At 71.2% G+C, this 14,392-nt stretch carries 14 protein-coding genes and 1 tRNA gene; 3 read left to right on the top strand and 12 right to left on the bottom strand.

All coding sequences use genetic code 11. The features are described from left to right. Window positions 1–7: 7 nt before the first annotated feature. Window positions 8–1,072, bottom strand: coding sequence for a hemolysin family protein (locus ACQP2H_RS04070; protein WP_433231142.1), 1,065 nt, complete (start codon window positions 1,070–1,072; stop codon window positions 8–10). Window positions 1,073–1,300: 228 nt separating this feature from the next. Here ACQP2H_RS04070 and galE point away from each other — a divergent pair, with 228 nt between their 5' ends. Together galE and galK are read left to right on the top strand one after the other, a co-directional pair. After that, the gene (gene galE, locus ACQP2H_RS04065) at window positions 1,301–2,230 is read left to right on the top strand and encodes a UDP-glucose 4-epimerase GalE (protein WP_357536338.1); all 930 of its coding nucleotides are present in this window, start codon (window positions 1,301–1,303) and stop codon (window positions 2,228–2,230) included. Continuing rightward, window positions 2,227–3,393 carry a galactokinase gene (gene galK / locus ACQP2H_RS04060; RefSeq protein ID WP_433231139.1) on the top strand — a complete coding sequence of 389 codons (1,167 nt, stop codon included), beginning with the start codon at window positions 2,227–2,229 and terminating at the stop codon, window positions 3,391–3,393. The genes galE and galK overlap by 4 nt, the downstream gene beginning before the upstream one ends. Window positions 3,394–3,719: 326 nt before the next feature. On the opposite strand, the gene cysN is transcribed toward galK, so the two are convergent. The 9 genes from cysN to ACQP2H_RS04015 all read right to left on the bottom strand — a co-directional run bounded on the left by cysN (window position 3,720) and on the right by ACQP2H_RS04015 (window position 12,334). Continuing rightward, window positions 3,720–5,015, bottom strand: a complete 1,296-nt coding sequence (gene cysN, locus ACQP2H_RS04055; protein ID WP_219466881.1) for a sulfate adenylyltransferase subunit CysN — start codon at window positions 5,013–5,015, stop codon at window positions 3,720–3,722. Next, on the bottom strand, window positions 5,015–5,929 hold the full coding sequence (cysD, locus tag ACQP2H_RS04050) for a sulfate adenylyltransferase subunit CysD (protein WP_357536175.1): 915 nt from the start codon (window positions 5,927–5,929) through the stop codon (window positions 5,015–5,017). Before cysD ends, cysN begins: the two co-directional genes overlap by 1 nt. A gap of 78 nt (window positions 5,930–6,007) precedes the next feature. Further along, window positions 6,008–6,811 carry a 3'(2'),5'-bisphosphate nucleotidase CysQ gene (locus ACQP2H_RS04045; protein ID WP_208570425.1) on the bottom strand — a complete coding sequence of 268 codons (804 nt, stop codon included), beginning with the start codon at window positions 6,809–6,811 and terminating at the stop codon, window positions 6,008–6,010. Between the two features lie 116 nt (window positions 6,812–6,927). Continuing rightward, on the bottom strand, window positions 6,928–7,518 hold the full coding sequence (gene pth, locus ACQP2H_RS04040) for an aminoacyl-tRNA hydrolase (RefSeq protein ID WP_208570412.1): 591 nt from the start codon (window positions 7,516–7,518) through the stop codon (window positions 6,928–6,930). Between the two features lie 99 nt (window positions 7,519–7,617). Beyond that, window positions 7,618–8,310 carry a 50S ribosomal protein L25/general stress protein Ctc gene (locus ACQP2H_RS04035; protein WP_208570411.1) on the bottom strand — a complete coding sequence of 231 codons (693 nt, stop codon included), beginning with the start codon at window positions 8,308–8,310 and terminating at the stop codon, window positions 7,618–7,620. A gap of 414 nt (window positions 8,311–8,724) precedes the next feature. Continuing rightward, complete coding sequence (locus ACQP2H_RS04030) at window positions 8,725–9,705, bottom strand: ribose-phosphate diphosphokinase (protein ID WP_208570410.1); 981 nt, start codon at window positions 9,703–9,705, stop codon at window positions 8,725–8,727. A gap of 86 nt (window positions 9,706–9,791) precedes the next feature. Then, on the bottom strand, window positions 9,792–11,291 hold the full coding sequence (gene glmU / locus ACQP2H_RS04025; RefSeq protein WP_219466876.1) for a bifunctional UDP-N-acetylglucosamine diphosphorylase/glucosamine-1-phosphate N-acetyltransferase GlmU: 1,500 nt from the start codon (window positions 11,289–11,291) through the stop codon (window positions 9,792–9,794). A 74-nt stretch (window positions 11,292–11,365) separates the two neighbouring features. Next, window positions 11,366–11,436 (bottom strand) — tRNA-Gln (locus ACQP2H_RS04020). 46 nt (window positions 11,437–11,482) lie between these two features. Further along, window positions 11,483–12,334: a resolvase gene (locus ACQP2H_RS04015; RefSeq protein ID WP_433231133.1), complete on the bottom strand. Its 852-nt coding sequence runs from the start codon at window positions 12,332–12,334 to the stop codon at window positions 11,483–11,485. Between the two features lie 268 nt (window positions 12,335–12,602). Here ACQP2H_RS04015 and ACQP2H_RS04010 point away from each other — a divergent pair, with 268 nt between their 5' ends. After that, entirely contained in the window at window positions 12,603–13,292 is a 690-nt protein-coding gene (locus ACQP2H_RS04010) for a TetR/AcrR family transcriptional regulator (RefSeq protein ID WP_208570407.1), read from the top strand. 8 nt (window positions 13,293–13,300) lie between these two features. On the opposite strand, the gene ACQP2H_RS04005 is transcribed toward ACQP2H_RS04010, so the two are convergent. Next, on the bottom strand, window positions 13,301–13,762 hold the full coding sequence (locus ACQP2H_RS04005) for a DUF4383 domain-containing protein (RefSeq protein WP_357536169.1): 462 nt from the start codon (window positions 13,760–13,762) through the stop codon (window positions 13,301–13,303). A 101-nt stretch (window positions 13,763–13,863) separates the two neighbouring features. Next, window positions 13,864–14,319 (bottom strand): DUF4383 domain-containing protein, encoded by a 456-nt coding sequence (locus ACQP2H_RS04000; RefSeq protein ID WP_208570405.1) that lies wholly within the window; start codon window positions 14,317–14,319, stop codon window positions 13,864–13,866. Between the last annotated feature and the right edge of the window lie 73 nt (window positions 14,320–14,392).

Below are 14,392 nucleotides of genomic sequence, written 5' to 3'. Positions count from 1 at the left end.
GCGTACGTCATGACGGGCCGGCGGGTCGACTCGCCGCCGGTTCCGCCGCGGCGGTGACCTCCCGTACCGACGCCCGCGCGACGTCGGCCGGTGCCGCGGCAGCGGCGGCCTCCCGGCGCGGCTCGGGCAGGCGGGCGGCGGAGACCGCGACCCGGGACACCCGACGCCCGTCGAGGGTGAGCACCCGCAGCAGCCAGCCGTCGGCCGGGTCCGTCGCCGACGGATCGTCCGACGCGGTGACCGGGACCTCGTCCCCGGCCACCGGGAGCCGGCCGAGCGCCGCCATCACGTACCCGCCGACCGTCTCGTAGGGGCCGGTGGGCAGCGGCACCCCGGTCCGTTCGGCGAAGTCGGCCAGGTTGAGCCGGCCGTCCACCACGGCCGGCAGACCGGCCGCCACCGGTTCGGGTGGACCGGCGTGCTCGTCGTGGATCTCCCCGACCAACTCCTCGATCAGGTCCTCGCAGGTGACGATGCCGGCGGTGCCGCCGTACTCGTCGACCACCACGGCGAGGTGGTGGCCCTCCCGGCGCATCTCGGTCAGCGCGGCGAGCACCCGCTTACTGCCGGGCAGCCGCTTCACCTCCCGGCTCACCCGGCCCACCGTGGTCGCCCGGTCCAGGTCGGGGCGCAGCAGCACGTCGCGCAGGTGGACGAAGCCGACCACGTCGTCGTGGGTGCCGTCGACCACCGGGTAGCGGGTGTGCGGCTCGGCCCGGACCAGCCGTTCGGCCTCGGCGAGGGTCAGTCCGGCGGAGAGGAAGACCACCTCGGTGCGGGGCATCATCACCTCGCGGACCAGACTGGCCCCGGCGACCAGCACCTCGTCGATGATCCGCCGTTCGTCGGGGTCGAGCACGGTGTTCGCGGCGACCAGGTCACGCAGTTCGTGCTCGCTGATCCGTTCCCGACCGGCGACGGGGCTGGCGCCGAGCAGGTCGGTGACGAGCCGGGTGGCGCCGTCGGCGGCCCGGACGACCAGCCGGGCGACACCGCGGGCCACCGGCCCGGGTACGCGTCTGGTCCGCCCCGGCGCGCGTCTGCGGGGCCCGGGACCGCCCGCTTCCCGCATGGAAGTGATGGTAGGGCCGCCAACCACGAACGGTGGGCGATGTGCGGATCTGTTCAACTATGAAGGTTCGTGATGGAATAGCGCCGACCCCGCGACGCACAGCGCGACGACAGCACCCGCCCGTAGGGTGATCACGAACGGCCGCAGCGGGCGCGGCCAGGCAGGAGGACCGACGTGAAACTGCTCGTCACCGGCGGCGCCGGGTTCATCGGCAGCGTGGTGACCCGGATGCTGCTCGACGCCGGCCACCAGGTGACGGTCCTGGACGACCTGCGCACCGGCCACCGGGCCGCACTGGCCCCCGACGCCACCCACGTCGACCTGCCCGTGCACGAGGCCGCCCGGGTCCTCACCCCCGACGCCGGCTACGACGGGGTGCTGCACTTCGCCGCGCTGATCGCCGCCGGCGAGTCGATGGTCCACCCCGAGCGGTACTGGCACGCCAACACGGTCAGCTCCATCGCGTTGGTCGACGCCGTCCGGGCCGCCCGGGTGCCACGCCTGGTCTTCTCCTCCACCGCCGCCGTCTACGGCAACCCGGTCGAACTGCCCATCCCGGAGACCGCCGTCAAGGCCCCCACCAACACGTACGGGGCCACCAAGCTCGCCGTCGACCTGGTGCTCACCTCCGAGGCGACCGCACACGACCTCGCCGCCGTGTCGCTGCGCTACTTCAACGTCGCCGGCGCCTACCTGCGCGACGGCCTCGCCATCGGCGAACGGCACGACCCGGAGACCCACCTCATCCCCATCGCCCTCGACGTCGCCGCCGGCCGCCGGGAGAAACTCCAACTCTTCGGCGACGACTACCCCACCGTCGACGGCACCTGCGTGCGCGACTACATCCACGTCGAGGACCTGGCCCGCGCCCACCTGTTGGCGCTCACCGCCGCCGTGCCCGGCCGGCACCGCATCTACAACCTCGGCAACGGCAACGGCTTCACCAACCGGCAGGTAGTCGACGTGGTCCGTGAGATCACCGGCCACCCGGTGCCCGTCGAGACCGCTCCCCGCCGCGAGGGCGACCCGGCCGAACTCGTCGCCTCCTCGACACTGGCCCGCCAGGAGTTGGGCTGGGTGCCCGAGAAACCGACCCTGACCGACATGGTGGGCGACGCCTGGGCGTTCTACCGCTCGCACGTGCTGGAGCAGTCGTGACGGGCCGGCCCGACGTCGCCGACCGCGCCACCGCCGGCTTCTCCTCCGGGTACGACGCGACGCCCGCCGGACGCTGGGCGGCACCCGGACGGGTCAACCTGATCGGCGAGCACACCGACTACAACGACGGATTCGTGCTGCCCTTCGCCCTTCCGCTGCGTACCGTGGTCGCCGCCGGCCCGCAGCCCGGCGAACGCTGGACGGTCCGGTCGGAGATCGCCGACCGGCCGGTCGACTTCGGCGCCACCGAGGCCGACACCCCGGGACGGGTCACCGGCTGGGGTGGGTACGTCGCCGGCGTGGTCTGGGCCCTGCGCGAAGCCGGGTACGCCGTCCCCGGCGCCCGGCTGGCCATCGCCTCGGACGTGCCGCTCGGCTCCGGGCTCTCCTCCTCGGCGGCCCTGGAAGCGGCGGTACTCACCGCCCTGGTCGACCTGGGCGGGTTGGACCTGCCCGACGAGCACCGCCCCCGGCTGGCCCAGCGCGCCGAGAACGGCTACGTCGGTGCGCCGACCGGCATCATGGACCAGTCGGCGGTGCTCCGCTGCCGCGCCGGCCACGCCCTCTTCCTCGACTGCCGGGACGAGTCAGTCGAACACATCCCGTTCGACCTGGACGCCGCCGACCTGGCCATCCTGGTGATAGACAGCCGCGCCCCGCACCGGCACGCCGACGGCGAGTACGCCTCCCGCCGCGCCGCCTGCGAACGGGCCGCCGCCCTGCTCGGGGTGCCCGCGCTACGCGACGTGCCGGCCGCCGGCCTCGACGACGCCCTGGCCCGGCTGCCCGACGACGAGACCCGACGCCGGGTCCGGCACGTGGTCACCGAGAACCAGCGGGTGCTCGACACCGTCGCACTGCTGCGCGCCGGCCGGGTGCCCGAGATCGGGCCGCTGCTGACCGCCTCGCACGCCTCCATGCGGGACGACTTCGAGATCACCGTCCCCGAGGTCGACACCGCCGTCGAGGCGGCGCTCGCGGCCGGCGCCCTCGGTGCCCGGATGACCGGCGGCGGCTTCGGCGGCTGCGTCCTCGCCCTGGTCGAAGCGGCGGCTGCGGAACAGGTGGCGGCGGCCGTCCGTACCGCCTACGCCGAACGCGGCTTCTCCACCCCCACCACCCTCACCGCCCACCCCTCCCCCGGCACCACCCCCCTCCCCTAACCCCACCCCACCCTCGCCCCCACCCCGCCCTCGCCCCCACCCCGCCCTCGCCCCGTTGATCAAGAGGTTTACGTCAACCCACCAGCAAAATCTGACCAAAAGCTCTTGATCACCGGGGCGAGACGGGCAGCCGGACATGAGGCGCGGCAGGGCCGGTGGGGCGGGGAAAGGCGCGGTGGGGCTCGGTGATCAAGAGCTTTGCGTCGTCTGCCGGGCGGAAACTGACGCAAAGCTCTTGATCACCGAGAGCCGATGAGGTGGGACGGACGGGACGAGGTGGGACGGGACGGGACGAGGCGGGATTGGGCGGGGCGCTGGGGGGTGGGTCAGGCGGTGTCGACGATCATGCCGGAGGCTACGGTGCGGTTGGTGGCCTCGTCGATGATGATGAAGCCGCCGGTGGTGCGGTTGCGGCGGTACTCGTCGGCCAGCAGCGGGACGGTGGTGCGCAACCGGACCCGGCCGATCTCGTTGAGTCGCAGCTCACTGGCGGTCTCGTCGCGATGCAGGGTGTTCACGTCGAGGCGGTAGTACAGGCCACGCACGATCGTCCGCGCCGTCCGGGTGGTGTGCTTGATCGTGTACTTGCCGCCGACCTGGAGCGGGCGGGTCTCGTCCATCCAGCAGACCATCGCCTCGATGTCCTGCGAGACGGTCGGGGCGTTGTTCGGCCGGCAGATCATGTCTCCGCGCGAGATGTCGATCTCGTCGTCGAGGCGGACGGTGACCGACATCGGCGGGAACGCCTCGTCGACGGGGCCGTCGGCGGTGTCGATGGCGGCGATCCGGCTGGTGAAGCCGGACGGCAGGACCATCACCTCGTCGCCGGGCTTGAGGACCCCGGAGGCGACCTGCCCGGCGTAGCCCCGGTAGTCGGTGACCGTGGTCGACTGGGGGCGGATCACGTACTGCACCGGGAACCGGACGTCGACCAGGTTGCGGTCCGAGGCGATGTGCACGTGCTCCAGGTGATGCAGCAGTGACGGGCCCTCGTACCACGGCATGTGCTCCGAGCGGGTGACGATGTTGTCGCCGCGCAGCGCGGAGATCGGCACCACGGTCAGGTCCGGCGCGTCGAGTTTCGCCGCGAAGGCGGTGAACTCGTCGGCGATCTGCTCGAAGACCTCCTGGGAGTAGTCGACCAGGTCCATCTTGTTGACGCACAACACCAGGTGCGGCACCCGCAGCAGCGAACACAGGAACGCGTGCCGCCGCGACTGCTCCACCAGGCCCTTACGGGCGTCCACCAGGATCAACGCCAGATCGGCGGTGGACGCGCCCGTCACCATGTTGCGGGTGTACTGGGTGTGCCCCGGGGTGTCGGCGATGATGAACTTGCGCCGGGGGGTGGCGAAGTACCGGTACGCCACGTCGATGGTGATGCCCTGCTCCCGTTCGGCCCGCAGACCGTCGGTGAGCAACGCCAGGTTGGTGTACTCGTCACCCCGGGCCGCGCTGACCGCCTCCACCGCCGCCAACTGGTCGGTGAACAACGACTTCGTGTCATACAGCAACCGACCGATCAGGGTCGACTTACCGTCGTCCACACTGCCCGCGGTGGCGAACCGCAGCAGATCCATCGGCCGGGCCTCGACCTCGGGTGACACCGTCTCGGCGCTCATCAGAAGTAGCCCTCCCGCTTGCGGTCCTCCATGGCGGCCTCGCTGACCCGGTCGTCGCCCCGGGTCGCGCCCCGCTCGGTGATCCGCGTCGCGGCCACCTCGTCGATCACCTTCTCCACCGTGTCGGCATCCGAGCGGACGGCCGCCGTGCAGGAGGCGTCGCCGACCGTGCGGTACCGCACCCGGGCCTTGAACCGCTGCTCGCCGGCCCGGGGCTGGAAGAACTCGTTGACGGCGTAGAACATGCCGTCGCGTTCGATCACCTCACGGTCGTGCGCGTAGTAGATCGACGGCAACGGCACCCGCTCCCGCGCGATGTAGTGCCAGATGTCCAACTCGGTCCAGTTCGACAACGGGAACACCCGGATCGACTCACCCGGATGATGCCGACCGTTGTACAACGACCACAACTCCGGCCGCTGATTCTTCGGATCCCACTGCCCGAACTCGTCCCGGAACGAGAACACCCGCTCCTTCGCCCGCGCCTTCTCCTCGTCCCGCCGCGCCCCACCGAACAACGCGTCGAACCGGTGCTTCTCCACCGCGTCCAACAACACCGGCGTCTGGATCCGGTTCCGCATCCCGTCACCGGACTCGCGGACCGTCCCGGCGGCCAGGGCGTCGGGCACGCTGGCCACGATCAGGTGCAGGCCCAGCTCGGCGACCCGCTCGTCGCGGTAGTCGAGCACCTCGGGGAAGTTGTGCCCGGTGTCGACGTGCATCACCGGGAACGGGATGTTGGCTGGCGCGAACGCCTTCTGCGCCAGGCGCAGCATCACGATCGAGTCCTTGCCACCGGAGAAGAGCAGCACCGGCCGCTCCATCTCGGCGACCACCTCACGCATCACGAAGATGCTCTCCGCCTCGAGCGCGTCGAGGTGGGAGACCTGGTAGAAGCGGCCGGGGGCGGTCATGCCACAGGCTCGATCGGCGCGGATCCGTTCATGGATTCCAGACCTTTCCGGTCGGACAAATCAAAAACAGCGCTCAGGCTACCCGGAATGCCTCTGCAGCGCTGCAAGCAACCGGCTGGCGAGATCCTTGCGGCAGACCAGCAGGTCCGGCAGGCGCGGATCCGCCTCGTTGTATCTCAGCGCAGAACCGTCGATTCGGGAAGCGTGCAGACCGGTGGCCGTCGCCACAGCGATCGGGGCCGCCGAATCCCACTCGTACTGGCCGCCCGCGTGGATGTAGGCGTCCACGTCACCGGTCACCACCGCCGCGATCTTCGCCCCCGCCGAACCCATCGGCACCAGTTGGGCGCCCACATCCTCGGCCAGGTCGGTGAGGAAGGCCGGCGGTCGGCTCCGACTCGCCGCCAACCGCAGCGTACGGTCGCCCGAGGTCGCCGCCTCCACCGTCATCGGCGGGTACGCCGGCGGATAGTCCGTGCCCAGCACCCGGTGCTGCGCCGGCAGACCCACCGCGCCCGCCACCAGCCCGTGCGGCGTCGGCGCGTTGCGCGCCCAGAGCGCCACGTGCACCGCCCAGTCGGCACGCCCCTGCTCGGAGAACTCCCGGGTGCCGTCCAACGGGTCGATGATCCACACCCGGTCGGCGGTCAGCCGGGAGACGCCGTCCGTGGAGTCCACCAGCCGGGACCCCTCGTCCTCCTCGGAGAGGACGGCGTCACCGGGCCGCCACTTCGCCAACTCGCTGCGGATCAGATCGTGGGAGACCTTGTCCCCGGCCGACTTCAACGCCGCCGCGTCCGCGAACCCCATCTCGTCGCGCAGCGCCAGCAGGGCCTGCCCGGCCCGGTCCGCCAGCCAGCGGGCGAACGCGCCGTCGATCATCGGAGGACTGCCCACGAACTCGCTCCCGTCCCAACCACGGCCCGTTGGGGGCACGCCACGTCAGAACGCGCAGACTACCGCCATCCCCGCCGCGCCACGAGTACGCCCCCGCGAAATCAGGCCCCGTGGTAGGCGTTCTGGGTCGGCTCCACACCCTTGCTGACCACCGACTCCACCATGTCAGCAGCCCGATCCACCAGAAACTCCAACTCCTTGCGCTCCGCGGTGCCGAAATCCGACAGCACAAAATCCGCCGGGTCCTGCCGCCCCGGCGGCCGGCCGATGCCGAACCGCACCCGCACGTAGTCCTTCGTCCCGAGCGACTTCGACATCGAGCGCAGACCGTTGTGCCCGCCCTCGCCACCGCCCTGCTTCACCCGCAGCTGCCCGTACGGGATGTCCAACTCGTCGTGCACGGCGATCACCCGGTCGACTGGGATCTTGTGGAACTGCGCCAGCGCGGCCACCGGCCCACCGGAGAGGTTCATGTACGTCTGCGGCTTGAGCAGCACCAGCTTCGGCCCACCGAAACCGAGCCGCCCCTCGGCGACGTCCGCCACCACCCGCTTGTACCGCCCGAACCGCCCACCCAGCCGTACGGCGAGCAACTCGGCGACCATGAAGCCGACGTTGTGCCGGTTGCCGGCGTACTCCCGACCCGGATTGCCCAGGCCGACCACCAGCCACGGCCCCGTCTCGTCCGTCACGTCCCGTACCTCCCGCTCGCCGTCTGCCCGCCGCCGGTGCCCCGATACGCCGGCAGGCGCCCCCGCGACGGGAGCGCCTGCCGTGAACGATGCGACCGGTCAGGCCTCGGTCTTCGCCTCGGTGCTCTCCGCGCCCTCGGCGGCCGGAGTCTCGCCGGCCTCGGCGGTCTCCGCACCCTCGGCGGCCTCTTCGGCCTCCGTCGCCGGGGTCTCGATCTCGGGCAGGGTCGCCTCGAGCTGCTCGGCGGTCGGGGCGGCGGTCACCGAGGCGACCGTCTGGTCCGCGTCGGCGGCCAGCTCGACACCCGAGGGCAGCTCGACGTCGGCGGCGGTGACCTGGCTGCCGGCCTCCAGGCCCTCGATCGAGGCCTCCAGGTGGTCCGGCACCTTGGTGGCGTCGGCGGTCACCGAGAGGGTGTCGTGGTCGTGCACGATCAGGGTGTCCCGCGCGGCCTCACCGGTCAGCTGGACCGGGACGTCGACGGTGACCTTCTCGCCCCGACGGACCAGCAGCAGGTCCACGTGCTCGAAGCTGTCCCGGATCGGGTCACGCTGGATCGCCTTCGGCAGGGCCAGCACCTGGGTGCCGTCGCTGACCTCGATCGCGAAGAGCTGGTTGGCACCGCCCTTACGGATCGCGGCGGCGAACTCCCGCGCCGGAAGCGCGATGTGCTTGGGCTTCTCGCCGTGGCCGTACAGCACGGCGGGCACCTTGCCGGCCCGGCGGGTACGACGGGCACCACCCTTGCCGAACTCCGTACGGGGCTCGGCGCTGATCTTTACCTCGGACACGGGAAAACTCCTGATGCTCAACGCTACGGCGGCTTGTCGTCTGGCGGTGCTGGGGCGAGGGGCTCGCTTGGGGCTCATGCGTCATGAACGACTGCCCGGAGCACCGCGTCGATGACGGTGCCTCCGTGCGGCGCTCGATCAGCGACCCGCCGGGCACCCTCGCCGTGGCAACCGCACCAGTCTACCCGAGGTCTTTCCGCGCTCTCCGGCAGTCCCCGTCTCCGGGCGCGGCCCCGCCCCACCGGGCCGGACCGCACCGTCGGCCGCGCCACCCGACGTGCCCCGACCGGCGGGCCCACCGGGTCCGGACCGCATTGCCGGACGCGGCCCCGACCACACCGGCCCACCGGCCCGGGACGCCGTCGTACGCCGTCCCGGCCGGCGGTCAGCCGCCGCTGCTGACCAGGTGCCCCGTCAGCTCAGGCCACCGAAGAGGGTGGTCACCGACCCGTCGTCGAAGACCTCCCGGATCGCCCGGGCCAGCAGCGGCGCGATCGACAGCACGGTGAGCTTGTCGAGTTGCTTGTCCGCCGGCAACGGCAGGGTGTTGGTCACCACCACCTCGGTGATCGGGCTGTTCTTCAACCGCTCGGTCGCCGGGTCGGACAACAGGGCGTGGGTGGAGGCCACCACGATCTCCGCCGCACCGGACTCCTTGAGGATCTCGGCCGCCTTGGCGATCGTCCCCCCGGTGTCGATCATGTCGTCGACGATCAGGCAGACCCGGCCCTCCACCTCGCCGACCACCCGGTTCGCCACCACCTGGTTGGGCTTCAACGGGTCCCGGGTCTTGTGGATGAACGCCAGCGGGCAGCCGCCCAGCCGGTCCGTCCACCGCTCCGCCACCCGTACCCGACCCGAGTCCGGGGCCACGACCGTCATCGGCCGGCCGGCGAACTTGTGCTCCACGTACTCGGCGAGGATGTCCATCGCGAAGAGGTGGTCCACCGGGCCGTCGAAGAAGCCCTGGATCTGCGCGGTGTGCAGGTCGACGGTGAGGATCCGGTTCGCCCCGGCCGTCTTGAGTAGGTCGGCCACCAGCCGCGCCGAGATCGGCTCGCGACCGCGGTGCTTCTTGTCCTGCCGGGAGTACGGGTAGAACGGCAGGACCACGGTGATCCGCTTCGCCGACCCCCGCTTCAACGCGTCGACCATGATCAGGGTCTCCATGACCCAGGTGTTGACCCCGTGCGTGACGGACTGCACCACGAAGGCGTCCGAACCACGTACCGAGTCGCGGAACCGTACGAAGATCTCACCGTTGGCGAACTCGTACGCGTCGGAAGGGGTCGGCGCCACGCCGAGCACCTCACCGATCTCCTTGGCCAACTCCGGAAAGCCACGTCCGGAAAAGAGCATCAGGCTCTTACGGTTTTCGGCGACGATGCTGCCCATGGGCCCGTCTGCTCCCGTTGGTCGGTGGTGCCCGGCGGTGGTGGGCCGGGGTATTCGGTTGCAGTATGCCCCGGCCCCGCCGACCCTCACACCGTCTCGGCACCCCCGTGGATTGCCTCACCTTCACTTGCCGACGGCGACCCGCCCGACGCATCCTCACCAGCCGCGCGGGCCTGCTCCGCCGCGCGAGCGGAGACCGTGCCCGGCCGGTTGCGCAGCACCCAACCCTCGATGTTGCGCTGCGGTGCCCGGGTCACCCCCAACGCCCCCGGCGGCACGTCCTGGCTGAGCGCACTGCCCGCCGCCACGTACGCCCCCGCACCCACCTCGACCGGTGCGATCAGGTTGGTGTCGCAGCCGACGAACGCGCCGTCACCGACCACCGTGCGGTGCTTGTTCACCCCGTCGTAGTTCACGAAGATCGTCGCCGCGCCGATGTTCGCCCTCGCCCCGATCGTCGCGTCCCCCACGTACGACAGGTGCGGCACCTTCGCGCCCGGCCCGACGTCGGAGTTCTTCACCTCGACGAAGGTGCCCACCTTCGCCTTCTCGGCCAGCCGCGCCGCCGGCCGCAGGTAGGCGTACGGGCCGACGCTCGCCCCCGGGCCCACCTCGGCGCCGGTGGCGTGGCTGCGCAGCACCGTCGCCGCCGGGCCCACCACCGTGTCGATCAGCGTCACGTCCGGCCCGACCACCGCCTCGGCCCCCACCACCGTCGCGCCACGCAACTGGGTGTTCTGGTCGAGCACCGCGTCCCGCTCGACGGTGACGGTCACGTCGATCCAGGTCGTCGCCGGGTCGAGGATCGTCACCCCGGTCCGCATCCACGCCTCGTTGACCCGGTCCCGCAGCAGCCGGCGCAACCCGGCCAGCTCCACCCGGTCGTTGCAGCCCAGCGTCTCGACGTGGTCGGCGGCCACGTGCACGCCCACCGGCTCACCGGCCGAGACGAGCAGCCCGAAGACGTCGGTGAGGTACTCCTCGCCCTGGTCGTTGTCGGTGGAGAGCTTGCCCAGCGCGGCCCGCAGCCGGGCCAGGTCGAAGGCGTAGATGCCGGCGTTGATCTCCCGCAGCGCGCGTTGGGCGGGGGTCGCGTCGCGTTCCTCGACGATCTGTTCCAGCCGGCCGGCGGCGTCCCGGACGATGCGCCCCAGGCCGGTCGGGTCGGGCACCTCCGCGGCGAGCACGGTGGCCGCCGCGCCCTCACCCTCGTGCGCCGTGACCAGTGCGTCCACCGTCCCGGTCCGCAGCAGCGGCACGTCCCCGTTGATCACCACGACGGTGCCGGTGGACTCCGGCACCGCGTCCAACGCGATCCGCACGGCGTGCCCGGTGCCGAGTTGCTCGGCCTGGAGGACCCCGGTGGCGTCCGGGGCGATCTCGGCCAGGTGGGCGCGTACCTGCTCGGCACCGTGCCCGACCACCACCACGGTGCGGTCCGCGCCCAGCGGGCCGGCGGCGGCCAGCACGTGACCGAGCAGCGTCCGGCCGAGCAGTGGATGCAACACCTTGGGCAGCGCCGACTTCATCCGCTTGCCCTCCCCGGCGGCGAGCACGACGACGGTACGGCGGTGGGGCTGGGACACGGGTGGGCTCCCGTCGGGGAAGGCGACAGTCTCGACGCCATGCTAACCAGACGACGGGGGCGGATCAGCAGAAGCTCCCGGGAGAGGACTCGAACCCCTACAATCAGGACCAAAACCTGACGTCCTGCCATTAGACGACCCGGGACGGTCTATAACGGACAAACCGAGTAGCTCGGTCGACCTCCTACACCTTACCGCCCCTCACCGTCGCCGCCATCGCCCATTCCCTTCATGATCCCCTCTATCCGCCAGTACATCTGCCGCGACCTGGGCACGTCGACGATCAGACAACCTCGATAGTCCTCACCGGTGTTGTGCCGCACCGTGGTCGGGCGATGACGCTTGAGCGACGTGGGGCGGAACGTCTCGGCCGGGACACCCACCCGCTCAGCCCACCAACGGACAGCCGCCTCGGAGTCAGCGGTTTCGTGGATGCTCACCCGGAAGCGCAGGGTCGCCCGCGGTGCGCCCATCGCCTCGACGAAACGGACGAAGATGTCGACCAGCCCTGGATCGCTGTTGATGAACCTGACCCGACACTCGTGGGGCCGCCAGGGCTTGGCCTTCTCCCCCTCCGCCCAGTAGAGCGCAGCGCCCACCATGATCAGCTCACGGTGCCGCATCGACCCGACCCAGGTCGCGGCGTCCGCCACGGTCGCCGCCCGGGCGGTGTCCCGTGCCTGCCGGTGGGCCGACCACCGGGCATCCGTCATCACCTTGGAGTGCGCCCGTCGACGCTCTGCGGCGATCTCCTCGTCCGGGTCGAGGGGCAGGTGCCTGACCCAGAGGTAGGCGGTCGACTTCGCCACCCCCAGCCGGACCGCGATGTCGTTGACCGAACAGCCCTCGCCGCGCAGTGCCAACGCCGCCGCGCGCAGCCCGTCCTTGGCCGTCGGCCGTCGGGTCCACGCCGGTGCCGCAACGCCGCGCAGCAGCGCGTACACCCGGTTGCGGCCCAGACCGGTGCGGGCCTGGATCTGCCGGACGGAGAGCCCCTCCTCGGCGCGCAGCCGGCGCACCTCGGCGGCCGTGGGATCGGTCATGACCGGCAGATTAGAACAGGCGTACGACATCAGGCCCGGTCGCCATGCCACCGGGCCCCCGGCGGCGGCCCGCGGGTCCGTCGGCAGCCGTGCCCGCCCGCCTGGGTCCACGCCGGGTCGTGGCCGGGCGGGTGCGGGAGCCGATCCGGCGCTGAACCCGGCGGTGCCGGGGTGGATCACCTGGCAGGATGGCCGGGTGACCGAGACAGGCGGGCACGACCGGAGCATTCCACGACAGGGCGTCACCGAGCGCCGACGAGGTGACGACATGGCGCAGGCCCCGGACGGGGAGAACACCGGTGCCCGACGGGCGCTGTCGGCGGCGGACGCGAAACCGGCGTCCCGGGTACGGATGTCGGCCGCGCGGCGGCGCGAGCAGCTGATCGCGATCGGTCGGCAGGTCTTCGCCGAGAAGGGCTTCGACGCGACCTCGATCGAGGAGGTGGCGGCGCGGGCGCAGGTCTCCAAGCCGGTGATCTACGAGCACTTCGGCGGCAAGGAGGGCCTGTACGCGGTGGTCGTCGACCGGGAGGTGCGGGCCCTGCTGGACCGGCTCAGCACGGCGCTGACCGCCGGTCATCCCCGGGAGCTGCTGGAGCAGGCGGCGCTGGCCCTGCTGGGCTACATCGAGGAGGAGACCAGCGGGTTCCGGGTGCTGGTGCGGGAGTCGCCGTTGATGTCGGCGACCGGCAACTTCAGCAGTGTGATGAACGACGTGGGACACCAGGTGGAGCACATCCTGGCGGCCGAGTTCTCCAGCCGGGGCTACGACCCGAAGCTGGCCGAGCTGTATTCGCAGGCCCTGGTGGGGATGGTGGCGTTGACCGGCCGCTGGTGGTTGGAGGTCCGCAGGCCGCGTAAGGAGACGGTGGCGGCGCACCTGGTGAACCTGGCCTGGAACGGGCTGTCCCACCTGGAGGCGAACCCGGGCCTGATCACCACCCGCCAGCCCGGCTGAGCGACGACTCAGCGGGCTGGGTGGAGCCGGTCGGCCCGTTCCTGTTCGGCGTGCTCGTCGGTGCCGATCTTGTCGTACAGGCCGGTGGCGAGGAGCAGCAGCCCGAACAGCAACGAGACGATCACCGTCGACATGGAGAAGTTGAGGACGTTGGCCCGGGTCTGGAGCACGCTCATCATCGCGATGCCGGTGACCATGAAGACCACCCCGGCGGTGAGGTTCATGACGTGCCCGAGGTTGCCGCGCCGGGACGCCCCGATGATCAGCACGAGCCCGAAGAGCACCGAGACCAGCGAGAACGCCAGGTTGGTACGCAGGCCCAGCACCCAGTGACCACCCCGGGCGAAGAGCGGCTCACCCCAGGACTGCACGACGCCCCACACCCCGAAGACCAGGATGTAGACGCCGACGAGCCCGGCGAAGACCCGGTACAGCGGGCGGGCCGGGTGGTTGACCGGAAAGTGCGCCATGACCCCTCCTGCACGCGGACGCGATATCGGGAGAATTGTCCCCCGTCCCGCCGTCCGGCGTGGGCGAAACGCCAGGCACCCGGCCCACCCCGCGAGCCGGGTCAGAGCACCAGGCGGGCCTTCTGCCAGGCTTCCTGCTCGTCGTCGGTGCCGACCTTGCCGTACATGCCGACCATCAGCAGGACGAGGCTGAGCGTCATCAGCACGATCACCGTCAGGATGCTGAAGTTGACCACGTTGGCGTCGGTCTGGAGGAAGGCCAGGCCGGCGAGGCTGATCACCATCAGGGTGTAGGACAACCACTGGTTGATCGCCACGTCGAGGTTGCGGCCGATCACCGTGCCGACCAGGATGACCACCCCGAACAGCACGGACAGCAGCGAGAACCCGAGGTTGGTGCCCTGACCGAGGACCTTGGTGTCGTCCTGGGCGAAGATGTCGTTGCCGGCGCTGGCGATGACGCCGAGCGCGCCGAAAACCACGAGGTAGAGACCGATGAGCCCGCCGATCGCCCGGTAGACCGGCCGCGCGGGGTGGTTGACGGGGGTGTGGGCCATGACTGTGTCTCCAACGCCGTTCGAGGTGAGGGTCGCCGACGATTGTCCCGTACGCCGGAGTGTGACGCCGCAC

It is taken from the genome of Micromonospora sp. CA-248260 (assembly GCF_050942205.1).
Taxonomy (GTDB): Bacteria; Actinomycetota; Actinomycetes; order Mycobacteriales; family Micromonosporaceae; genus Micromonospora; species Micromonospora antibiotica.
Note: the sequence above shows the minus strand (reverse complement) of the source record. Positions and strands in the feature narration are given on the sequence as shown.